Origin of the sequence: Paraburkholderia largidicola (genome assembly GCF_013426895.1) — a bacterium.
GTDB lineage: Bacteria > Pseudomonadota > Gammaproteobacteria > Burkholderiales > Burkholderiaceae > Paraburkholderia > Paraburkholderia largidicola.
On record NZ_AP023174.1, the window covers coordinates 2,667,072 to 2,689,229 of the forward strand.

At 64.1% G+C, this 22,158-nt stretch carries 23 protein-coding genes and 1 tRNA gene; 12 read left to right on the forward strand and 12 right to left on the reverse strand.

Features of this window, described 5'->3' with window-relative positions:
* Complete coding sequence (locus PPGU16_RS11870; protein WP_180720156.1) at positions 1-1,926, reverse strand: ATP-binding cassette domain-containing protein; 1,926 nt, start codon at positions 1,924-1,926, stop codon at positions 1-3.
* Between the two features lie 274 nt (positions 1,927-2,200).
* A complete protein-coding gene (locus PPGU16_RS11875) occupies positions 2,201-2,602 on the reverse strand; it encodes a DUF4399 domain-containing protein (protein ID WP_180720157.1) in 402 nt (133 codons plus the stop codon).
* A 273-nt stretch (positions 2,603-2,875) separates the two neighbouring features.
* Here PPGU16_RS11875 and PPGU16_RS11880 point away from each other — a divergent pair, with 273 nt between their 5' ends.
* On the forward strand, positions 2,876-3,058 hold the full coding sequence (locus PPGU16_RS11880) for a rubredoxin (RefSeq protein ID WP_274599968.1): 183 nt from the start codon (positions 2,876-2,878) through the stop codon (positions 3,056-3,058).
* Between the two features lie 98 nt (positions 3,059-3,156).
* Here the strand turns inward: PPGU16_RS11880 and PPGU16_RS11885 are convergent, their stop codons facing one another.
* Complete coding sequence (locus PPGU16_RS11885; protein ID WP_180720158.1) at positions 3,157-3,897, reverse strand: class I SAM-dependent methyltransferase; 741 nt, start codon at positions 3,895-3,897, stop codon at positions 3,157-3,159.
* Between the two features lie 123 nt (positions 3,898-4,020).
* Between PPGU16_RS11885 and PPGU16_RS11890 the strand changes: the two genes are divergently transcribed.
* Positions 4,021-4,095, forward strand: a tRNA-Arg gene (locus PPGU16_RS11890).
* 116 nt (positions 4,096-4,211) lie between these two features.
* Here PPGU16_RS11890 and PPGU16_RS43065 read toward each other — a convergent pair.
* Positions 4,212-4,337, reverse strand: a complete 126-nt coding sequence (locus PPGU16_RS43065) for a hypothetical protein (protein ID WP_007587913.1) — start codon at positions 4,335-4,337, stop codon at positions 4,212-4,214.
* Between the two features lie 232 nt (positions 4,338-4,569).
* Between PPGU16_RS43065 and PPGU16_RS11895 the strand changes: the two genes are divergently transcribed.
* The 7 genes from PPGU16_RS11895 (at position 4,570) to PPGU16_RS11925 (ending at position 10,651) form a co-directional block, all read left to right on the forward strand.
* Complete coding sequence (locus tag PPGU16_RS11895; RefSeq protein ID WP_180720159.1) at positions 4,570-4,839, forward strand: hypothetical protein; 270 nt, start codon at positions 4,570-4,572, stop codon at positions 4,837-4,839.
* A 464-nt stretch (positions 4,840-5,303) separates the two neighbouring features.
* The gene (locus tag PPGU16_RS11900; RefSeq protein ID WP_180720160.1) at positions 5,304-5,627 is read left to right on the forward strand and encodes a hypothetical protein; all 324 of its coding nucleotides are present in this window, start codon (positions 5,304-5,306) and stop codon (positions 5,625-5,627) included.
* 295 nt (positions 5,628-5,922) lie between these two features.
* Positions 5,923-7,200: a DNA (cytosine-5-)-methyltransferase gene (gene dcm, locus PPGU16_RS11905; protein ID WP_180720161.1), complete on the forward strand. Its 1,278-nt coding sequence runs from the start codon at positions 5,923-5,925 to the stop codon at positions 7,198-7,200.
* Positions 7,200-7,646: a very short patch repair endonuclease gene (locus tag PPGU16_RS11910; protein WP_180720162.1), complete on the forward strand. Its 447-nt coding sequence runs from the start codon at positions 7,200-7,202 to the stop codon at positions 7,644-7,646. Before dcm ends, PPGU16_RS11910 begins: the two co-directional genes overlap by 1 nt.
* A 158-nt stretch (positions 7,647-7,804) precedes the next feature.
* Positions 7,805-8,314, forward strand: a complete 510-nt coding sequence (locus PPGU16_RS11915) for a YbhB/YbcL family Raf kinase inhibitor-like protein (protein WP_180720163.1) — start codon at positions 7,805-7,807, stop codon at positions 8,312-8,314.
* A gap of 171 nt (positions 8,315-8,485) precedes the next feature.
* Positions 8,486-9,928 (forward strand): MFS transporter, encoded by a 1,443-nt coding sequence (locus tag PPGU16_RS11920; protein WP_180720164.1) that lies wholly within the window; start codon positions 8,486-8,488, stop codon positions 9,926-9,928.
* Between the two features lie 132 nt (positions 9,929-10,060).
* Positions 10,061-10,651 carry a glycine zipper domain-containing protein gene (locus tag PPGU16_RS11925; protein ID WP_180720165.1) on the forward strand — a complete coding sequence of 197 codons (591 nt, stop codon included), beginning with the start codon at positions 10,061-10,063 and terminating at the stop codon, positions 10,649-10,651.
* Between the two features lie 103 nt (positions 10,652-10,754).
* Here the strand turns inward: PPGU16_RS11925 and otsA are convergent, their stop codons facing one another.
* The 6 genes from otsA to PPGU16_RS11955 all read right to left on the reverse strand — a co-directional run bounded on the left by otsA (position 10,755) and on the right by PPGU16_RS11955 (position 15,550).
* Positions 10,755-12,176: an alpha,alpha-trehalose-phosphate synthase (UDP-forming) gene (gene otsA, locus PPGU16_RS11930; RefSeq protein WP_180720166.1), complete on the reverse strand. Its 1,422-nt coding sequence runs from the start codon at positions 12,174-12,176 to the stop codon at positions 10,755-10,757.
* A 201-nt stretch (positions 12,177-12,377) separates the two neighbouring features.
* Entirely contained in the window at positions 12,378-12,590 is a 213-nt protein-coding gene (locus PPGU16_RS11935) for a hypothetical protein (protein WP_180720167.1), read from the reverse strand.
* Between the two features lie 195 nt (positions 12,591-12,785).
* Positions 12,786-13,007 (reverse strand): hypothetical protein, encoded by a 222-nt coding sequence (locus PPGU16_RS11940; protein WP_180720168.1) that lies wholly within the window; start codon positions 13,005-13,007, stop codon positions 12,786-12,788.
* 151 nt (positions 13,008-13,158) lie between these two features.
* Positions 13,159-14,565 carry a sigma-54-dependent transcriptional regulator gene (locus PPGU16_RS11945; RefSeq protein ID WP_180720169.1) on the reverse strand — a complete coding sequence of 469 codons (1,407 nt, stop codon included), beginning with the start codon at positions 14,563-14,565 and terminating at the stop codon, positions 13,159-13,161.
* 336 nt (positions 14,566-14,901) lie between these two features.
* Entirely contained in the window at positions 14,902-15,162 is a 261-nt protein-coding gene (locus tag PPGU16_RS11950; protein ID WP_180720170.1) for a hypothetical protein, read from the reverse strand.
* Between the two features lie 70 nt (positions 15,163-15,232).
* Positions 15,233-15,550 carry an ElaB/YgaM/YqjD family protein gene (locus PPGU16_RS11955; protein WP_180720171.1) on the reverse strand — a complete coding sequence of 106 codons (318 nt, stop codon included), beginning with the start codon at positions 15,548-15,550 and terminating at the stop codon, positions 15,233-15,235.
* Positions 15,551-15,982: 432 nt separating this feature from the next.
* On the opposite strand from PPGU16_RS11955, the gene PPGU16_RS11960 reads away from it, so the two are divergent.
* From PPGU16_RS11960 to PPGU16_RS11970, 3 genes are all read left to right on the forward strand, one after another.
* Entirely contained in the window at positions 15,983-17,038 is a 1,056-nt protein-coding gene (locus PPGU16_RS11960) for a sigma-54 interaction domain-containing protein (RefSeq protein ID WP_180720172.1), read from the forward strand.
* 419 nt (positions 17,039-17,457) lie between these two features.
* Positions 17,458-17,997, forward strand: a complete 540-nt coding sequence (locus PPGU16_RS11965) for a hypothetical protein (protein ID WP_238269559.1) — start codon at positions 17,458-17,460, stop codon at positions 17,995-17,997.
* Positions 17,994-18,548 (forward strand): hypothetical protein, encoded by a 555-nt coding sequence (locus tag PPGU16_RS11970; RefSeq protein WP_180720174.1) that lies wholly within the window; start codon positions 17,994-17,996, stop codon positions 18,546-18,548. The genes PPGU16_RS11965 and PPGU16_RS11970 overlap by 4 nt, the downstream gene beginning before the upstream one ends.
* An 84-nt stretch (positions 18,549-18,632) precedes the next feature.
* Here the strand turns inward: PPGU16_RS11970 and PPGU16_RS11975 are convergent, their stop codons facing one another.
* Both PPGU16_RS11975 and PPGU16_RS11980 read right to left on the reverse strand, forming a co-directional pair.
* Positions 18,633-19,976 carry an ABC transporter ATP-binding protein gene (locus PPGU16_RS11975; protein ID WP_180720175.1) on the reverse strand — a complete coding sequence of 448 codons (1,344 nt, stop codon included), beginning with the start codon at positions 19,974-19,976 and terminating at the stop codon, positions 18,633-18,635.
* A 22-nt stretch (positions 19,977-19,998) separates the two neighbouring features.
* Entirely contained in the window at positions 19,999-21,753 is a 1,755-nt protein-coding gene (locus tag PPGU16_RS11980) for an ABC transporter permease (protein WP_180720176.1), read from the reverse strand.
* Positions 21,754-22,158 lie beyond the last annotated feature (405 nt).

Here is a 22,158-nt window from a genome sequence, read left to right on the forward strand (position 1 = left end):
TCACTTCCGCTTGCTCTCCAACTCATCCCACCGCTCAATCGCCACGAGCAGTTCCTCGTCGATCGCCGCGTAACGCTCGGTCAGGCGCGCGCCTTCCTGGGCGTCCTTCACGAAGATCGAGCCGTCCTCGATCTGCGCGCCGATCGCCTTCTGCTCCGCTTCGAGCGCAGCGATCGTCTCGGGCAGCGCTTCCAGTTCGCGCTGTTCCTTGAATGAAAGCTTCACCGTGCGCTGCGCGTTGCGGCCTGCCGCGCTGTCCTTGGCGACGGCTTCCTTCGGCGGCTCTTTCGGCACATCCTGTTGCGCGATCTGCTCGGAACGCTCGCGCTGGATCTGCCAGTCGGTAAAGCCGCCGACATATTCCCGCCACTTGCCCTCGCCCTCCGACGCAATCACCGACGTCACCACGTTGTCCAGGAACGCGCGGTCATGGCTCACCAGCAGCACCGTGCCGTCGTAGTCCGTCAACAGTTCTTCGAGCAGTTCGAGCGTCGGGATGTCGAGGTCGTTGGTCGGTTCGTCGAGCACCAGCACGTTCGCCGGACGCGCAAACAGACGCGCGAGCAGCAGGCGGTTGCGCTCGCCGCCCGACAAGGACTTCACGGGCGAACGCGCGCGCTCCGGCGCAAACAGAAAGTCGCCGAGATAGCTCATGACGTGCTTTCTCTGACCATTGATCTCGACCCAGTCGCTGCCGGGGCTGATCGTATCGCCGAGGCTCTTGTCCAGATCGAGCTGTGCGCGCATCTGGTCGAAGTAAGCGACTTGCAGGTTGGTGCCGATGCGTACCTTGCCATCATCCGGCTGAAGTTCGCCGAGAATCAGCTTGAGCAGCGTCGTCTTGCCCGCGCCGTTCGGCCCGATGAAGCCAATCTTGTCGCCACGCATCACCGTCGCCGAAAAACGGTCGACCACCGTGCGCTCGCCGTACCGCTTCGTCACGTCCGTCAGTTCGGCGACGATCTTGCCGGACTTTTCGCCCTGCCCGACGTCGAGCTTTACGTTGCCCTGCACATTGCGGCGTTCCGCACGTTCGTTGCGCATCTGCACGAGCCGCGCAATGCGGCCGACACTGCGCGTGCGTCGCGCCTCGACGCCCTTGCGAATCCAGACTTCTTCCTGTGCGAGCAGCTTGTCGAACTTCTCGTTTTCGACCCGCTCCACTTCCAGTTGCTGCGCCTTGCGCGTCTGATATGCGGAGAAATTGCCCGGATACGACAACAGACGCCCGCGATCCAGTTCGACGATGCGCGTCGCGACGCGATCGAGAAACGCGCGGTCGTGGGTGATGAACAGCAAACCGGCGCGCTGCGAGATCAGCAGTTCTTCCAGCCAGCGAATGCCGTCGAAGTCCAGATGATTGGTCGGCTCGTCCAGCAGCAGCACGTCCGGCTGCACGACCAGCGCCCGCGCCAGCGCGACGCGCTTTTGCATGCCGCCCGACAGCGAGCCGACCCGCGCGTCGCCATCCAGACCGATCTGCGCGAGCGTCGTGGCGACGCGCGTGCGCCAGTTCCACGCGTCGGTGGCATCGAGCGACGATTGCAGCGCGTTCATGCGCGCAAGCAACGCGTCGTGCTGCGCGCCTTCCGGCGTTTCCGCCAGCTCGTGCGCGACCGTGTTGTATTCGTCGAGCAGCGCGCTCGCATGCGTGAGGCCCGCCGCGACCGTGTCGAACACCGTCACGTCCGCGTCGAACTCGGGCTCCTGCGGCACGTATACGGTGACGAGATCCTGCTGGCGCGTGACGAGGCCATCGTCCGGTCTGGCGAGCTCGGCGACGATCTTCAGCAGCGACGACTTGCCCGCGCCGTTGCGGCCGATCAACCCGACGCGCTCGCCGGCTTCGAGAGAGAAATCCGCGTGATCGAGCAGCGCGACGTGGCCGAACGCCAGTTGCGCGCCCGTGATGGTGTAAAGCGACATGGGAAAGGAGGAACCAGCGATGAGTCGGAAGCGCTCATTGTACCGGTCGGCGGCGCGAACACTGACGGGATGCGGCCCGGCAGGATGGCATAGGACGAATGACGCATGCCGCGCCCGCCCGCGGCGCTCGAACGGGAGGGCCAGCATGAGCAGGCGCTCCGCACACTCAAGGACGGAACAGAGCGCGAACGCCTGTCCCGGCAGACGTTCGCAGCGACAAACCGTTCCGTGCAGTGAAGGTGAGCAGCAAAAGGCGCGACCAGCGCGCCCGGGCTTACTTCACGTGAATCGTGATCGTCTTGCTCATCTCCGGGCCATACGAGCGGTGCGCGCCGTCGCCGAAATCGAGGGTCAGCGTGTGATCGCCCGGCGGCAGCGTAATCTCCGTTTCCGTCTGGCCCTTGCCGAAATGCAGTGACTTGTCATTGGCGGGAATGACTTCGCCCTTCGGCAGCGGCTGCCCGTCGATGATCAGATGATGATGCCCCGTGCCATCCGCGATCGTGCCCGCGGGAACGACCTTCATGCCGTCGACGGCAAATTTCACGTGAACGGGATTGCTCACGGTCGCGCCGTCCTTGGGCTCGACGAACGAGACGCCCGCGGCATGCGCTACGCCCGACATGACCAGCATGCCCGCGCACGCTGCGCCGGCCAACCATCTGTTATTCAGCATCGTTTTTCTCCTTGGCTAAAGCGGCTCGATGGACACGGCGCACATCAGCGTTCGCGCACGGCTGCATCGTATGGAAAGAATACACGCTGGAGCCGGGCCCGCCGGACGCGGGATCGCCGGGATGCACGCTGCTTCGCGTTGATCTGAAACGGTAAACGGAACGGACGACGTGGGTCTTCCGGCGAATTCCGGTAATATTGCGGGTCGCCGCCAAATGCACTAAAAAGGGGCAGATTGGCGGATTTTGCATTGAATCAATGAAGAGCGTGTGTCGTGAGTGAAGTGATCGAATATAAGAGCTGGGTCTGTCTGATTTGCGGCTGGATCTATAACGAAGAAGAAGGTTTGCCCGAGGAAGGTATCGTCGCCGGTACGCGTTTCGCCGATATCCCCGAGGACTGGCGCTGCCCGCTGTGCGACGTGGGCAAGGCTGAGTTTGCTGTAGTCGAGTTCTGATCGGCAGTTTTCTTACAGAAACGTCGTTCGTATAGAGCGGTCCGCGGTTCAATGCCGGCGGACCGTTTTGTTTTTGGCGGCCCAACCGCTTTCCTGAGTCAGTCGCGTGTTGCGACGACGATCAGTTCGCGGCTCGCGTGATCGACGGACGATCGTGACCAGTCTCCGAACCATTCCATCTCGCTGAAACCGGCTCTGACGAGCGCTTCGGTCAGCGCGGCCTGGCTGCGAAAGTGCAACTCGCTGGGCACGACGACGGTGTCGCCGTCTCGAAAGAAGCGATAGCGAGTGTCGAAGCGGACGCGGTCATGCCTCGCTTCGGTGAGTTGCTGCCAGATTTCGACGGCGCCGTAGCGCGGGTCGTCGATCACGCGGCGTGACAGATCCGGCGTCCACGCCGCCCACGGCGACACGGCTGGATTACGGCTTTCGAAAGCGAGCCGTCCGCCTGGGCGCAGTGTGGCTCGTGCAACGGCGAGCGTCGCCTCGAAGCTCGCGTCGTCGAGGAAAACCTGCGCGACGTGGCCTGTCATCATGGCGAGATCGGCGGTCGTTGCGCCCAGTTGCGCCGCGTCGCCTTCGATCCATTCCACCCGATCGCTGCCCGGCCGTCGGCGCGCGATATCGAGCATCGCGTGCGACGGATCGACGCCCGTCACCGTGTAACCGCGCCGCGCCAGTTCACAGGCGAGCAGCCCCGTGCCGCAGCCGATATCGACGATGCGCGAAGCCTCCGTTCGGGCGGCGAGGTCGATATAGAACTGCGTGTCGGCGGCGAAGGGGTTGAGCGCGTCATAAAGGGCAACGAGACGCGGATCGGCGTAGTGAGCATCGGTCATCGACCGATGGTAGCCGGGCGGCGCGCCAGCCGCCACCGCGCGGGTGCAGGCAAGGCAAAGCCCGCATCGAAAGCCGCTTTGGCCAACGGGCGATTTGCTATACTCTGCGCTCGTCGGCGGCCCCTCCCCGTAGTTCAATGGATAGAACGAGTGCCTCCTAAGCGCTAGATACAGGTTCGATTCCTGTCGGGGGGACCACATCGGCGACGGACGACGTCACAAAAAAACCCGCAACAGCTCACGCTCTGCGGGTTTTTTGTTTGCTACAGCCGAATTGCCATGCAATGCGGCGAACGGCCACAACGATCAGCCGTTCACCGATGGCGGCGCACCACTACCTGAATCTTGGCCAGTTGCTGGTCGCGCTGATCGAAGAATTTGGCGAGCGCAAACAGCGACGCGGCGGCAAACGGCCAAAGAACAAAGAAAGTAGCGAGCATGATCGACTCCGGGGGCGAAAACATTTGAACCAAGTGTACCGCCGCGATAAACAAAGAAAACTACCGTAATCGCCAAAACACAGTTCTCTTTTTTGGAAGGGAATGGCGAACGAGCCCGCACAGCACGGCTGGACGGGGTGCCCACGGACCGTCCGGGTCCGACCGGCCTCGCCCGACCGTGACAAAATTACGCATTTCGCGCAACACAAGCCAGCACAACGAAGGACAACCCATGGATATCAACAAGCAACTCGCCGCTCTCACCACTTCCGAACTGCAAACGGCGGGCGCCAGCCAGGCGACGGCCATCGCCGTCAGCGTGCTGCTGCGTCATCTGAACTCACCGGAACTGTCGAAGCTGCTGAGCACCGCGTTCGAGAATCACCAGGCTGTCATGCTGCAAACGCCGTGGCCGGATCAGATGCTGCAATCGTTCGAAGCGACGCGCCGTTTTCTCGAAGGCGCGGCCAACCCAGCCCCGACCCCCGACCAGCCCGTCTGACACAGCACGCGTCGCGCTGTGCCGGGCCGTGTCGAGCACGCCGCGCGCGACGCAAAAAAGCCACACGTGCTCCCGCCCCGGCATGCGCCGGAAGGCCGCCCAGCGGGGCTCGCGCGCGAGCGCGGCGAGCCAGTGTGCGCTCTCCCACCTAACGCGCCATTTGTCTGCGGACGGACTCGCGGCGTCCTTCTATCATCTCGTCACTCCTCGGATACGTCAGTAGGTTGAGAGATGCCCTACCCGTACAACCTTGCAATCGCCGCTGGCCTGATGATCGTCGTGCTCACCTGCAGCCTCGCGCTCGCGCTGACATGAACCGACCCGTTCACGGCCTGCAAACAGACGGCCACTCGCCCGCAGCCCGCGTCCACCTCACGCGCGTCCGATCCGCGTAAAACGCGCCGCGGCACAAATATTTTCAAACTGACCCTAAAGTTTCCCAAATCCCTGCCGTAGTGCGGGGCATGGACCATTACCTCACTTCGTCGGCGGGATCGTTCAAATCGACTCTGATCGATCAGGACATCGCGCACATTGCCCGCGTCATGCGGCCTTCGATGCATGGCGACCTGGGTGGGGCCATCCTCCCGGCCGCCTACTGGCGCAAACGCCTCTTCGAACTGCTCGACGCCGATCACCTGACCAATTCGCAGCTCTGCTCGATCGACGATCTGCTGTTGCAGCTCGACGAGCTGTGCACGAAGGAACTGGCGCCGCTGCCCGTGACGACGGCGCGGCCCGCCGCGTCGCGTGACGCGAACCGGCACCGCGTACGCCGCAAGCGCTGAGCAAAACCGCGGGGGCCTGCGCGGCCACGCCGAGCCGCGCGGATCGACGCACCGCGTGCATTTAACATTCATTGACCCGCCGCGCTTCCTTCCATGATGCTGCAACCAGCAGCGCGAACACCCGGCGACACAGCGACAGGATGATCTGGCGCGTCGCCGGGGCTGCCTTCCCCTTCCGTCAAAAAGCGCTCACCCGCCTCAGCGCAGGAAAATTTGTCTGCGGAACACGCTGCAGTCGCAAATCAGGGACATTCGTAGGTCATAATGTCCGCAAAAATTCCCAGCAAGGATTCCTGTGACTCAGGCTTCACCGCTTGAACTGCTGAAGCAGGCGCGCACCCGCTTCACACAAAAAGAAATCGCCGCGCATGTCGGCAAGGACATCAAGACGGTGCGCCGCTGGGAAAAGGGCGAGACGCCTTGCCCCGCGATGCTCGAACCCGCGCTGCAAGCGATGCTCCGCCCGTCCACGGTGCGCAACGCCGGCGCGCACGACAACGAAGCAAACACGCGCATCATCGATCTGTTCGCCGGCATCGGCGGCATCCGCATGGGCTTCGAGTCGCACGGCGGACAATGCGTATTCACCAGCGAGTGGAACGACTTCTCGCAGAAAACGTATCAGGAGAACTTCCGCGACGGCGCCGTGCAGCACACGCTGATCGGCGACATCGTCACGTTTCCCGCCGAAGCCGTTCCCGAGCACGATATTCTGCTGGGCGGTTTTCCCTGCCAGCCGTTTTCGATCGCCGGCGTGAGCAAGAAGAATGCGCTCGGCCGCCCGCACGGGTTCGAATGCGCGACGCAGGGCACGCTGTTCTTCGACGTCGCGCGCATCATCGCCACGTGCCGCCCCGCCGCGTTTCTGCTGGAAAACGTGAAGAACCTGCTGTCGCACGACAAGGGCCGCACATTCGACGTGATCCTTCAGACACTGCGCGACGAACTCGGCTACGAGGTGCATTACCGCGTGATCGACGGCGCGCATTTCACGCCGCAGCATCGCGAGCGGATCATCATCGTCGGGTTTCGAGGCAAGACGTCGTTCTCGTGGGACGATCTGCGGCTGCCGGAAGAAGGTCCGCGGCTCGCGTCGATCCTGCATCGGACGGACGGCTGCGAGCCTGTCCTGCCATGGGACGGCGACCGTTTCTTCGATCACGCCGCCCGTCAGGTGCAGCCCAAATACACACTGACGCCCAAGCTCTGGACCTACCTGCAGAACTACGCGGAGAAACATCGCGCGGCGGGCAATGGCTTCGGCTACGGGATGGCGTATCCGCAAAGCGTGACGCGCACGCTGTCGGCGCGCTATCACAAGGACGGCTCAGAGATTCTCGTCTATCAGGGCGAGAAAAAACGCCCCCGCCGTCTGACGCCGCGCGAATGCGCGCGTCTGATGGGCTTTCCCGACACCTACCGCATCCCCGTCAGCGATACCCAGGCGTATCGCCAGTTCGGCAACAGCGTCGTGGTGCCCGTGATGCGCGAAGTCGCACGCATCATGCTGCCGCATGTGCGCGCGCTCACACACGCGGCGCAGGCTGAAAGCGCGGCCGAGCTTGCGCACTGATGGTCGATATCGTCGACGCGGCCACGCGCAGCCGGATGATGTCCGGCATTCGCGGCCGCAACACGAAACCTGAAATCCTGATCCGCAGCCTGCTGCATCGCCGGGGCTTCCGCTTCCGGCTCGATGCGCGCGATCTGGCCGGCCGGCCCGACATCGTGTTGCCACGCTATCGCGCGGTGATCTTCGTGCACGGCTGCTTCTGGCATGGTCACGACTGTCACCTCTTCAAATGGCCCCAGACGCGCGCCGAGTTCTGGCGCGACAAGATCGGTCGCAACCGCGCCAACGATGCAAAGGCTCAGGCCGCGCTGCTCGACGCGGGTTGGCGCGTCGCGACGGTGTGGGAATGCGCCTTGCGCGGAGCGAACCGGGATATCGACGGCGTCCTGCAACGGCTGATCGACTGGTTGCACGGCGACGCGCCGCTGCATGAAGAGCGCGCATAAAGCGCTCGCATGAGGTTGCGTCTTCAAGCGACGCGACGAATTTTGCAAGATGCCGGTGCTACACTCGATTAGCTAACTGGGAGTCTCCAGGCTATCTTCCGAGCGGTCTCTCAACGGCTCCCGCCTATCCTGGAACCATCCACCGAAGGAGGCGCATGATGGCTGATTTTCGAATCTGGTCGGACGACTTCCCTGCGAACGGCTTCATGCCTAAGGCGCAGGAAATGAACGACAAGTCGTTCGGCGTCTCTGGCGATGGCGAGAACGTGTCGCCCGCGCTGCAATGGGACGCGCCGCCCGCCGACACGCAAAGCCTGGCGCTCACCGTCTACGATCCCGACGCGCCAACGGGCAGCGGTTTCTGGCATTGGGTCGTCGTCAACATTCCCGTCGACGCCCGCTCGCTGCCCCGCAATGCTGGCAAAGCCGACGGCAGCCTGTTGCCGGCAGGTGCGCTGCAGTTTCGCAACGACTACGGCACGGTGGGGTTCGGCGGCGCAGCGCCTACGCGTGGCGACAAGCCGCATCGCTTCATCTTCCGCGTGCATGCGCTGAAGGTGGCGACCCTGCCGCTCACCGCCGATACGACGAACGCCGTCGCGCGCTACATGACGCATCTGAACGAAATCGATTCGGCCACGTACACGGGGCTGTACGAACTGAAGTAACGGCGGCACTCCAGGCTCTACGGCCCGGCATGGCCGCCGCGCGAGACGCGTGTCATGCCGGCCCGAAGCGGTTGCCATCTGTTACGGCCGTTGTCGCGGCAACAGGAATCACAATCCTGGACTCGAGTACCGACGAGAATCGACCGCCTCGCCGCTCATCACAACAACACAATGCAAGCTTCTTCGTCGACCGACAATCGCCATCCACCGGGCGCTTCCAACCGCGCGCCTCCCTCCCCCGCCGCCGCGCCGGAACCCGAACTGGGGCTGCCGATTCCGCAGCGCTACTGGGCGATCCTCGTCGTCGCGCTGGGCATCACGCTCGCCGTGCTCGATAGCGCGATCGCCAACGTCGCGCTGCCGACCATCGCGCGGAACCTGCGCGCGAGCCCCGCAAGCTCGATCTGGGTCGTCAACGCGTATCAGCTATCGGTGACGATCTCGCTGTTGCCGCTGTCGTCGCTGGGCGATCGGATCGGCTACCGGCGCGTGTATATGGGTGGGCTGGTCTTGTTCACGGTCGCGTCGCTCGGCTGTGCGCTCGCCACATCCCTGCCGACGCTCGCGCTCGCCCGCGTGATCCAGGGCTTCGGCGCGGCGGGCATCATGAGCGTCAACACTGCGCTCGTGCGCATGATCTATCCGCCGACGCACCTCGGGCGCGGTGTCGCGATCAACGCGATGGTGGTGGCCGTTTCGTCCGCCGTCGGGCCGACGGTGGCCTCCGCCGTGCTCGCCGTCGCGGCGTGGCCGTGGCTCTTCGCGATCAACGTGCCGATCGGAATCGCCGCCATCGCGGTGGGCTGGCGCGCGCTGCCGCACAACGCAGGCCACCCGTCGCCGTACGATTATCCGAGCGCCGTGATGAACGCGTTCGTATTCGGGCTTCTGATTTTTGCCGTCGATGGCTTCGGTCACGGCGAGCGCTACGGCTTCGTCGCCGCCGAACTGATCGGCGCGATCGTGATCGGCTATTTCTTCGTGCGGCGTCAACTCACGCAGCCCGCGCCGCTGCTGCCCGTCGATCTCTTGCGCATTCCCATCTTCGCGTTATCGGTCGGTACGTCGGTGTGCTCGTTCTGCGCGCAAATGCTGGCGTTCGTGTCGCTGCCATTCCTGCTGCAAAACAATTTCGGCCTGTCACAGGTCGAGACGGGACTGCTGATGACGCCGTGGCCGCTCGTGATCGTCGGCGCGGCGCCGCTGTCGGGCGTGCTGTCGGACCGGATCTCGGCGGGCTGGCTGGGCGGCCTCGGGCTCGCGACGCTGGCGCTCGGCCTGTTGCTGCTCGCGACGCTCGGCGCGCACCCCACATCGTTCGATATCGTATGGCGCATGGCGCTGTGCGGCGCGGGCTTCGGCATTTTCCAGTCGCCGAACAACCGGACCATGCTATCGGCGGCGCCGCGCCACCGCAGCGGCGGAGCGAGCGGCATGCTCGGCACCGCGCGCCTGACGGGACAAACGCTCGGCTCGGCGCTGGTCGCGCTGATCTTCGGCATCGCGCCGCAGCACGGCCCCGTGCTCACGCTTTACGTGGCAGCGTGCTTCGCGGGCGCGGGCGCGCTCGTCAGCACGATGCGTGTCCGACACAGCGCGCCGACATCCGCGTGACGCCTACCTTCCAACGCCCCGCTTTCCGCCTATTCTTGTAGACGAAGCCTTCAGCCGCCGACGTCCGTCGCGACGTCCGGTGCGGGTTTCGCTCTGGCCTTTAACCTCGGCCTTTGAACGATAGGGGGCACCATGTCACTCATCGTCGCTGGACGTTTCACCACTTTCCCCGCCGCCGAAGACGCCGCCCAAACGCTCTTCGACAACGGCTTCCCCGGTGAAGACGTCACGCTGTTTTTCGTCAATCCGCGCGGCCAGCACGCGCGCCATCCGCTCGACGAACACGCTGCCGCCGCGCCCACGATCTCCTCCGCGCCACCGCCGACGCGCCCCCGTCATCACCGCGCGGTGACGATCGGCGCCGTCGCGGGTGCAGTGATCGGCGTCGCGGTGTTCACTGCGTTTTCGGCGTCGATGCCCGTCGTCGTGATTGCGGCGGGCGTCGGCGCGTATCTCGGGTTGGTGGTGGGCAAGATGGTCCATGCGCAGAGCGGCCCGCACGAACATCATGACGTCGTGCATCATGAGCTGCGCAATTCGGGCGTGCTCGTCGCGGTGCATGTGTGCCCGGAAAACCAGCTGGAAGCGGCGCGCATCCTGCGCGAAGCGGGCGGCGCCGATATCGAGCGCGCGACCGGCCAGTGGCAACGCGGAAGGTGGGCGGATTTCGATCCGCGTCAGACGCCCGTGCCGCTCACCGAGCTGAACCAGCAGCAGGCGTGACGGGCTCGATGGTTTGAAAGACGCCTGGCCGGAAACGAAAACGGCAGCCTGCAAAGGCTGCCGTTCGTGAAGCTGCGCGCCCCGCGAGGTTGAGCACGTTAGCTCAGACAGTCACGTCCGCGCGCTTGACGGCCTTCTCCGTCACCGACGAAGCCGTCGCGACATGCCGCAGATCGGCAAGGAACGTATCGCGCCATACCGACAGATTGTTCTCGCGCAGCGGCGCCATCATGTCCGCGTGACGCGCCTGACGCTCGGCGAGCGGCATCGACAGCGCGCGCTCCAACGCCTCGGCCATCTGCGACAGATCGAACGGATTGACGACCAGCGCGCCGGGCAACTGCTCGGCCGCGCCCGCAAATTGCGAGAGCACCAGCACGCCAGGATCGGCTGGGTCTTGTGACGCGACGTATTCCTTCGCGACGAGGTTCATCCCGTCGCGCAGCGGCGTCACATAACCCACTTGCGACTGTCGGAACAGCGCCATCAGCAGATTGCGTTCGTACTTGCGGTTCAGGTACTGGATAGGCGTCCAGTCCAGCTGCGCGAAGCGGCCATTGATACGCCCCGCCTCACCTTCCAGCGTCTGCCGGATGCGCTGGTACGTCTGTACGTCGGCGCGCGTCGGCGGCGCGATCTGCACGAGCGACACGCGGCCATGCCAGCCGGGCGCGCTCTGCAACAGACGCTCGAAAGCCTGGAAGCGCTCCACCAGCCCTTTCGAATAGTCCAGCCGGTCCACGCTCATGATCAGCTTGCGGCCGCGCATGCCGTCGCGCAGGCTACGCACCGGCTTGCGGTCGGTGAACTGCTCGGCGGCCTTGGCGATCGCGTCGGGATAGATACCAATCGGATACGCCGCCACTTTCAGGAAGCGGCCGTACGCGTGAATCATGTTCTCGTCGCTCGACGTGCCGTGCTTGCCGCGCTCGATGTAATCGACGAACGACTGCCGGTCCGCGTCCGTCTGGAAACCGACCACGTCGTAGCTGCACATGCACTTCACGAGCTCTTCGTGCGGCGGCACCGTACGCATCACCTCCGGCACGGGAAACGGAATGTGCAGGAAGAAGCCGATCGGATTCTTCACGCCCAGATCGCGCAGGCAGCGCGCGAACGGCAACAGGTGATAGTCATGAACCCAGATGATGTCATCGGGCTTGAGCAATTCCTTCAGCTGCTTCGCGAGCGTCACGTTCACTCGCAGATAGCCGGCATATTCCTGCCGGTCGTAGCGCGACAGATCATTGCGGTAGTGGAAGGTCGGCCATAGCGTCGCATTCGAGAAACCGCGGTAGTACTGGTCGTAGTCGCGCTTGGTCAGCCCCACGGTGGCGTAGGTCACGTTGCCCTGCTTCTCGATGACGGGCGGCGACGACTCGGCGACGGTCTCCCCACTCCATCCGAACCACACCCCTCCCGTTTCCTTCAGGGCGTCCAGCACTCCGATTGCGAGACCGCCCGCTGCGGGGCGTCCTTCCTGAGTCGGCGCGACGCGGTTTGAAACGACGATCAATCTGCTCATTGCGGCTCCACCTCATTCAGTTGACTGTACATGCGGTGATACTCCGACTTACGGCATGCAAGTCCTATGCCGTCAAACAGGAAAAGACGGAATAAAAATGTATGCAAATGTGACAAGCGAGCAAAAACCAGCTGCGCGCAAGCTCGCACGCAGCAGATTTTTCGCTCGACGATCCAGCCGGAACCGACTGGAAAAGTGGCTTCAGGCGTCCTGCTCGGAGCCCAGATCGCGCTGGTAATCCAGCCCTTCCTGACGCGTGCCGCCCTGGTTGTGATCCCCGTCTGGCGGTGCGCCGGGCGCCGGGCGGTTCTGCTGCGCCGGGTCCGGTCCGACGGGTGGATTGCCCGAGCCGCCGGCTGGGCGCTGATCGCGCTTCGAATGGCGCGCCGAGCGCCGCAATGCGGGATGTCTCATGATGGAACGCCTCCAGGGGAAGGCCACTACCCGGACACGGTTTGCCCGGGACGCATCACATTAGTCTAGGCCGATGAACGTAAATTGCCGGTAAAAAGTTCGGCGGTTTTGTAACGCGTACAGGGCGCGGGCCCGTTGATTGCGTTCGGCGGCGCGCGCAAGTCTGACCGCACCGCGCCATTCCTGAACCAGAAGTCAGAATTCCGGCAGCAGGGTCATGCGCGCGCTCGTATGCGGCGTTTGAGAAGGCTGCGACGGCGGATCGCCGATAGCGGGCGTATCGGGGTCGGTCGGTTCACGCGTCGGATCGGGCACCGTATCGGGCTGATTGGGCTCGGGTGGCGTGCTCGGCGTGGTGGGTTCGGGGCGGTGCGCGTGGATTTCGTAGACAGCGTGGACGGCGTCATGGTCCGGCATGGTTGGGCTCCCTGTTTTCGTTCGATATCGCCAGCGCTTCGCGCGCAGGCAACTGTTGAACCAAACCAGCAAGGCATGTGCCGTCGTGACGCCGTCCGCCGGAGCGGACAGCGGCTAATCCGTCTTTTCGCCTATATCACCAGCGGCGCGCTTACGCGTCCGCCTTGCCGAGCGCCTGCGGCTCGTCGCTGATGTCGTCGCCGTCGGCGCGCCCGGCATCGTTGCCGTATTCGACGAGCCGGTTATACAGCGTCTTCAGGCTGATGCCGAGAATCTCGGCCGCGCGCGTCTTCACGCCGCCGCATTGTTCGAGCGTCGCCAGAATCAGCTGACGGTCCGCCTCGGCGAGCGATGTGCCGAACGGAATCGTGATCGCCGTGCCTGCCGTCGGCTTCGACAGCGAAATCTGCAGCGGCACGGTGGCCGTGCTGTCCGAATCCGTGCCCGACATGATGTGCGCGCGCTGCACGTAGTTCTTCAGTTCGCGCACGTTGCCGGGCCACGGGTACGACAGCAGCATTTCCTTCACGGCAGGCGGGAAGTGCTTCTTCGTAGTGTGTTTCTCGTTGAGATCGTCGAGGAACGCCTGCGCCAGCAGCTCCACGTCCTTGCCGCGCTCGCGCAACGGCGGCAGGCTGATCGGAAACACGTTCAGACGGTGATACAGATCGAGGCGCAGCTTGCCTTCGAGCACCGCCTGCTCCGGATCGCGATTGGTCGCGGCAATCAGGCGCACGTCGGTTTCGATTTCCTTCGTCGTGCCGACGCGCATGAACATGCCCGTCTCCAGCACGCGCAGCAGCTTCACCTGCAACTCGATCGGCATTTCGGTGATTTCGTCGAGGAACAGCGTGCCGCCGTTCGCGCGTTCGAAATAGCCTTTGTGCTGCCGGTCGGCGCCCGTGAATGCGCCGCGCTCGTGGCCGAACATCTCTGATTCGATCAGATTCGGCGAGATCGCGCCGCAGTTGACCGCGAGAAACGCGTGCTTGCGACGCAGGCTCAACTGATGCAACGTCTGCGCGGCAACTTCCTTGCCGGTGCCCGATTCGCCGACCAGCATCACGGAAGCCGCCGTCGGCGCGACGCGGCTGATCTGGTCGTACACCTGCTGCATGATGGGCGAATTGCCGAGCATCAGGCCGAACCGGCCCATGCGGCGCAGTTCGCCGCGCAGCGTGCCGATTTCGGCCTTCAGGTCGCCCGCGCGCGGCAGGCGGCTCAAAATGGCCTTCACGCGCTGCATGTTGATCGGCTTCACGAGGTAATCGGCGGCGCCCATCTTCAGCGCGCTCACCGCCGACTCGACGGTCGCATGCCCCGTGATCACGACGAATTCGACGCCCGAGCGCGGATCGAGATCCTCGAACAGGTCGACGCCCGAGCCATCGGGCAGTTTCAGATCGGTGAACACGACATCGGGCGTTTGCCGCACCAGCTGGATGCGGGCTTCGCGCAGATCGCCCGCTGTCGCCGTGGTCAGCCCGTCTTCCGCGATGATGGCCGCCAGCGCCTCGCGGGTACTCGGATCGTCATCGACAATCAATACATGTGGCATCGCGTATGGAAAGCTCGTAAATGCTGGTCATGGATACGCGCAGCCTGCGTCTCGCCGGAAGGTTGCGAACGACGAAAGCGCCCGCGCGCTGCGATTTTCAAGCATACGCTTGCATCGCGGCGCCGGACGTCTCAACCGGAAAAACTTTCCGAATCAACGCATCTACGCAACAATTGCCGTAAATTTTGCTATAAAAGCCACTTATTGTTGTGCTTTTTGCTCATTATAAGGCTTCGGGTCGAAAAAACATCAACCCGCATAGGTGGTGGCGCACGGTCGTATCGAAACGCCTTCGCCGTGCGCGTGAGTGACCGGTCGGTGCCCGCTCAGTTCACGTTAGCTGCGCGGGAACGGCCACGCATCACCGTGATCCGCGCCGTTGCCGTTGCGCAGATGCGTCGCGGGCGCGACCTGTGCGCCGGGCGCGCCCGCCGCGGGTTGCGCGGGCTCCGTCACAGTGCCGCCCTCGCCTTCCCAGCGCGTCAGGTCGCGCGCAAGCGGCTGTTGCGCGGCGCGCTGCTTTTGCACCCAGCGCCATGCCAGTACACCGCCCACGGCGAACAGGGCGCCAAATATGCCGATCCTGGGTCGTGCCATGTCGAACTCCTTGCTGTCGTGAATGGAAATGGACGGCGGCCACACAGCCGCATTGCCGGATTGGCGTCGCTCAGCGCGCGGCCAGCATGCCGAGCACGAAGCCGACGCCGGCCGCGATGCCCAGCGATTGCCACGGATTCTGGCGCACATATCGCTCGGTCTGGACGGTCGCGCTGCGGTAACGTCGCTGGGCCGAGGTCTGAGCGTCGGCAAGCGCGTTTTGCACGGAATCGACATGCGTGCGAAGCCGCTCACGCAGCGCGTCGAGACCTTCGCCCGGCACGGCTGCCGCAAGCCGCAGCATTTCTTCTGAATCGGTCAACAGCACGTTGAGATCCTGGACAAGTTTTTGTCGGCCCAACGCGAGCTGTTCAGTGGTTTCCGTCATTGCAATCTCCTGTTCCGGCGCGGGGACCGGATTTGTCCCATCTGTCGACGGGCGGTTCCGGTGTCATGCGCCATTTCCTGTCCGTCGCAACGGCCGTTCCTGGCTTCCTCGTGCGATCCACGGGTTCTCATCGAGTTCCGCAAAACGCGGCGCACCGGAAGACCACGACGCAGGCACGCGCAATGCAGACAAAGTTGCCGACGCGTTTCCATGCGCTGCAACTTTTGCCGGCATCTCGTGTTGATCGTACGTTAACGTTTGCGAACTTCCAGCGAACACCAAACCTGCATGCGCCTTGCCGGATATAGCGCGTGAGTGGTTAAATTGCCTTTTGTGAGATAGTGGACCACTCTTACAAGGCAATCCGCGCTCTCGATATTGGCCTGCGCCATTCACGACACCCACCCGAAATTGCACAGGACACCCTTGCCTATGTCGTCAACCGATCTGGACTCGCCCGCCACCGAAGCCGATGGCGGCGGTGCGTCTCAGGCGAAGCAACGCGCGGCGGAAAACGTCCCGGGACTGAAGTCGTACGGCACGCTGTACGGCTCGTCGCCCGTCATGCTGGATCTCTACGAACAGATCGACCGCGTGGCCGCGACCGATGCGACCGCGCTCATCATCGGCGAATCGGGCACCGGCAAGGAGCTGATCGCCCGCACGATTCACGACCACAGCGCACGCAAGAGCGGCGCGTTCGTCGCCGTCAACTGCGGCGCGATCCCCGACGAACTGATCGAAGCCGAACTGTTCGGCCATGAAAAAGGCAGCTTCACAGGCGCGGTCCAAGGCCGCATCGGCTACTTCGAGCACGCGAACGGCGGCACGCTGTTTCTCGACGAAGTCACTGAAATGGCGCCCGTGCGCCAGGTGAAACTGCTGCGCGCGCTGGAGACGGGCACCTTCTATCGCGTCGGCGGCACCGAACTGATTCGCGGCGACGTGCGCGTGATCGCCGCGACCAATCGCGACCCCGCCGTGGCGGTGAAGGAAAACGGTCTGCGCGAAGACCTGATGTACCGGCTTGCCGTGTTTCCGCTGCGCGCGCCGCCGCTGCGCGAACGCGAAGGCGACCGCGAACTGCTGGCCGTGCATTTCCTCGACGAACTCAACCGGCAGGAAGGCACGAACAAGGTGTTCAGCAAGCGCTCGATGGAAACGCTGCGCACCTGGTCGTGGCCCGGTAACGTGCGCGAGCTGAAGAACGCGGTGTATCGCGCGTTCATTCTGGCCGAGAAGGCAGTCGAACTGCCGCATCCGCATCTGATGTCGCGCGTGAAGAAGCCCGTGACGGTGGGCGACTCGATGAGTGTGTGGATCGGCACGCCGCTCGCCGACGCGCAGAAGCAGATCATTCTGGGCACGCTCAAGTATTGCGGCGGCGACAAACGACGTGCGGCGAAAGCGCTCGGCGTGAGTCTCAAGACGCTCTACAACCGCCTCAGCACCTACGGCGACGAAGAGTCGAGTCACGAGGAAAACTGACTTGCAGCGACGCGCGCAGCTCGTTGCGCGCTAGTCGTTTTTACGGTTCTTGCACGTCGTTCTTCGCGCCATTTTTCCTCGCTCGGGTTCGCGGCTTCCTATCGAGCCGCGTCATATCTCCTGTCCCGCCACGCTGTTCGCGAACACTCGCACCAGCCCCGCCTCACGCCTTGCTCAGGCATGCCGACTGCTCCTCACGCCAAACAGAAAGGCCACGGCGACGCAGCATCTTTTGCAATTGCTTGCATTTTCCCTATGCCAATTACAAAACGCATCCTGCACAATGCCGCAGCGAAAAAATCAGATGTAGTCTGCCTTCGCGCTGGCGCGCTCCACGCGCGAGAGGCACGAGCAGGAGCGATGACGAAGAAATGCAAAAAGCAATGCACCGTGACAAACAAGCCGCGCAGCCCAGCGCAATGCGGCGATCGATCTTCCCGAGCGCCACGCTGATTGCAGCCCTGGCCGTCGCCGTCACCACGACGCTGAGCGGATGCGGATCGCTCTACTCGGAAGGTGCCACGGCAGGCGCTGGTATCGCGGGCGCGGCCATCGCGGGGAGTGTGACGAACAACGCCGCCGTCGCCACGGGTATCGGCCTGGGTGCCGTCGCCGCAGCGCGCGCCGGCGTGCAGTACTCCGAACGCGTCATCCATCGCAACACGCAGGACAGCATCGCTGTTGTCGCCGGCCCGCTCGCCGTCGGCGCGGTCGCGCCTTGGAGCATTACGCATTCGGTGCCGCTCGAAGAAGACGAGCATGGCCGCGTAACGGTCAGCCGTACGATCAGTGCGGGCGAACTCGACTGCAAGGAAATCGTCTTCTCCGTGGATAAAACCGCGACGAAGAACGTGCCCGCGTCGAGCGCGTTCTACGTCGCCTCGATCTGCCGCGACGGCACCGCGTGGAAGTGGGCGTCGGCCGAGCCCGCGACCGAACGTTGGGGCTCGCTGCAATGAGCGCGCGCCCGTCAACCCGAAGCCTGAGCGCGGCGACGGCGGTGCGGCTCGCGCTCGTCGGCGCGTTGTGCATCGGCGGGGGCGCGATCGTCGGCGGCTGCAGTTCGGCTTCTGTCGGCGCGGCGGCCGGCGCTGGCGCCGGCGCAGCGACGGGCATCGTCACCGCGAACCCCGCTGTGGGCATCGGCGTCGGCATTGCCGTGCAGGCCGCCACCAACGAAGCTGTCGCCCGCTATCTTCGCGTGATGCATTCCGATCAGCAGAACGTGATTGCGGCACTGGCGGGCGCGATGCCTGTCGGCGAGACACGCGACTGGAGCGTCAAGCACACGCTGCCCATCGAGAACGGCCACGGCCAGGTGCGCGTGACGCGTGCGTTTGCGTCGTCGCTCGCGATCTGCAAGGAGTTCGTGTTCTCCGTCATCGACGGCGACAAGCCCGACGCGAAGGTCGACTGGTACACGGCGAGCGCCTGCCAGCAGGACAACAAGGGGTACTGGAAGTGGGCGTCGGCGGAACCGGCTGTCGAGCGCTGGGGCAATCTGCAGTAACGCTGCTCACTGCGCGGCAAACAAAACAAAGGGGAGCCGCGCGGCTCCCCTTCTTTTTTCACAAACGCGATTCACACGTTGCCGTCAGGACTCGACGTCCTCGAGGCTGAAAATTTCCGTCTGGTCGTTATACGAGAATATCTCGGCATAACGGCCCCAGTTGATGACGGCATCGAGCGTCTCTTCGGCGGCGCTATCCGACAGGAAGTCTTCCAGTTCCTGCTCGAAGCGCACGCGCGGCGCGCGGTGTCCCGGCCGCTCGTTCAGCACCTTCTTGATCCGTGCCGCGAGCGGCACGTGCTTGAGCAGATGGTCGGCGAACATCAACTTGCGCTCCTGCGTGCCGAACTCGGCGAACACGCGCGCGGGCGGCGTCAGGAAAATGTCGCCTTCACGCACGTCCGCGAAACCGAGATGCTGCAGCACTTCGGCGATCGGGAACAGATCGTCCACCTCCAGATGCAGCGAGCGCGCGATTTCCGGCATGTCCGCGCGGCCATGATACGGCGCGGCCGCGAGCGTTTCGATCAGACCCGCCATCAGGTTGGTCGACACATGCGGCAGCCAGCTGTGCAGCTCCAGCCCCTTCTTCGTCGATTCGTCTTTCTGACGCGCCGTCATCTTCGCGTAGATGTCGTCGACGAGGCGCCGGAACGCCGGGTCCAGACGGTTGCGCGGATGCTTGAACGGCACCTTGATCTCGGCGATCACGCGGCCCGGATTCGACGACAGCACGAGGATGCGGTCGCACATGAACACGGCTTCCTCGATGTTGTGCGTGACGATCAGCACCGACTTGATCGGCATGCGCCCTTGCGTCCACAGATCGAGCAGGTCGGTACGCAGCGTCTCGGCCGTCAGCACGTCGAGCGCGGAGAACGGCTCGTCCATCAGCAGCAGCGTCGGATCGACCACCAGCGCGCGCGCAAAGCCGACGCGCTGGCGCATGCCGCCCGACAGCTCGCGCGGATACGCGTTCTCAAAGCCGTCGAGACCGATCAGGTCGATCGCCGCAAGCGCGCGTTCGCGGCGCGCACGCGCGCCGACGCCGAGCGCCTCGAGACCTGCTTCCACGTTCTGCAGCACGGTCAGCCACGGAAACAGCGCGAAGGTCTGGAACACCATCGCGACGCCTTCGGCGGGCCCCTTGAGCGGCTTGCCCATATACGTCACTTCACCGCCCGTCGGCTCGATCAGGCCGGCGATGATACGCAGCAGCGTCGACTTGCCCGAGCCCGAACGGCCGAGCAACCCGACGATCTCGCCTTCACGAAGCGACAGATTGGCGTCGTCGAGGACGAGCAGTTCGCCCTGGGTCTTGTTGAATCCGCGGCACACGTCCTTGACGCGCAGGATTTCTTCACCGAGGCGCGGCGGCATCGGCGGCGTCTGGATCGGCGCGGCGGTTACGGTTTTCGGATTTTGCATCGCGTTTTGCCTTCAATGAATCTCAATCGAGCCGCAGGCGGCTTTCGGCGTAGGCGTACAGCGGACGCCACAACACGCGATTGAAGAGGGACACGAACAGGGACATCACCGCGATGCCCAGAATGATCTTCGGATAGTCGCCCGCGGCCGTGTACTGCGCGATATACGCGCCGAGACCGTGCGCGGCGAGTCGGGTATCGCCCCACTGCACGGCTTCCGCGACGATGCTCGCGTTCCACGCGCCGCCCGAGGCGGTGATCGCGCCCGTCACGTAGTACGGGAACACGCCCGGCAGCATGGCCTGGCGCCACCATTGCCAGCCGCGGATGCGGAAGTTCTTCGCGGCTTCCCTGTAGTCGTTCGGATACGCGCTTGCGCCCGCAATCACGTTGAACAGGATATACCACTGCGTGCCGAGCACGATCAGCGGCGACAGCCAGATGTCCGGGTTCAGATTGAACTTGACGATCACGATCACGAAAACCGGGAACAGCAGGTTCGCCGGGAACGCCGCGAGGAACTGCGCGACCGGCTGGATCTTCTCGGCGAGCGCGGGACGCAGCCCGATCAGCACGCCGATGGGCAGCCACACCACCGACGCAAGCGCGATCAGCACCGTCACGCGCAGCAGCGTGATGAGGCCGAGCACGAACACATGGCCGACCTCATCGAGCGTCACGCCCGTGCGTACATACGCAACCACGCGATACACGACGAAGGCCGTCGCCAGCACGACGATCACGGCCCAGATGATGTCGCCCGTCCTGGACGGCTTGAGCACGGCCGGCTTCGCGAACTTCACGGGGCCGACGCTCGGCCAGCGGATCGGCACGCGCGCGGCCTTCGCGAACATCCAGCCGATGGGGACGAGCAGCCGGTGAATCAGCCGCGTGCGGCGGATCAGGTCGAGCAGCCACGATTCGGGCGCATCGCCGGAACTCGTGTTCTCCATGCGGAACTTGTCCGACCACGCGACGAGCGGGCGGAACAGGAACTGGTCGTAGGCGAGAATCACGACCGTCATCGTCAAGATCACCCAGCCGATCGCGTGCAGATTCTTCTCGGAGATCGCCGCCGCCAGATACGCGCCGATGCCCGGCAACGTGATGGTGTGATTGCCGACCGTGATCGCCTCGGAGGCGACCACGAAGAACCAGCCGCCCGACATCGACATCATCATGTTCCAGATGAGGCCCGGCATCGAGAACGGCACTTCGAGCTTCCAGAAGCGTTGCCACGACGTCAGATGGAAGCCCTTCGACACCTCGTCCAGATCGCGCGGCACGGTGCGCAGCGACTGGTAGAAGCTGAAGGTCATGTTCCAGGCCTGGCTGGTGAAGATCGCGAAGATCGCGGCCAGCTCGGCGCCCAGCACGCGCGACGGAAAGAGCGCGAGGAAGAACGTCACCGTGAACGAGATGTAGCCGAGCACGGGCACCGACTGCAGGATGTCGAGAATCGGCACCAGCACCTGGCCCGCGCGGCGGCTCTTCGCAGCGAGCGTTCCGTAGACCAGCGTGAAGGTCAGCGACGCGACCATCGCGGCGAGCATGCGCAGCGTGGTACGCAGCGCGTACTCGGGCAGGTTCGCCGGATCGAGCGAGATCGGCTCGCTTTGCAGCGTCGAGATGGGCGCCAGCGTCTCGTGGAAGCCGACAACGGCCATCGCGATCACGCAGATGATGAGCGGAAACGCAATGAAATCCCAACGATTGGGCAGTACCCGCCACGCCGACGCGTTGGCGGTGCGATTCAGGGTGAAGCTGAACAGATCCATCAGGCGGCCCTCCCTTCCCGGTGGGATACAAACTTGCCGCAAGCCATGATGGCTACGCGCGCGCCGGCATGGCTGGCGGCGGCGCGACGGTCCGAGGATCGATCCGGAAAGCGGAAATCAGGCATGGCAAAACGCTAATGCGCGGTAAATCGTTGGCGTTCAATACGCATTGGCCGGCGACGGATACGTCGCGCGGCGCCCCGTGCGGCCTGCACTTACGGCCGGCGCAATCGTGTTGCGCGGGCCGCCGCCAGCAGGCCAGCGAGCTTTCCTCATTTTGGACGGCACGACACTACTACAACCTGTGTGACAGAAACAACCGTTGACATTCAAATGTCACGCTGGATGGTTACCGGAATGGATCTGTAAGCAGCAGGCCGCGTGCATCAACAGGCCGGCTCGCGC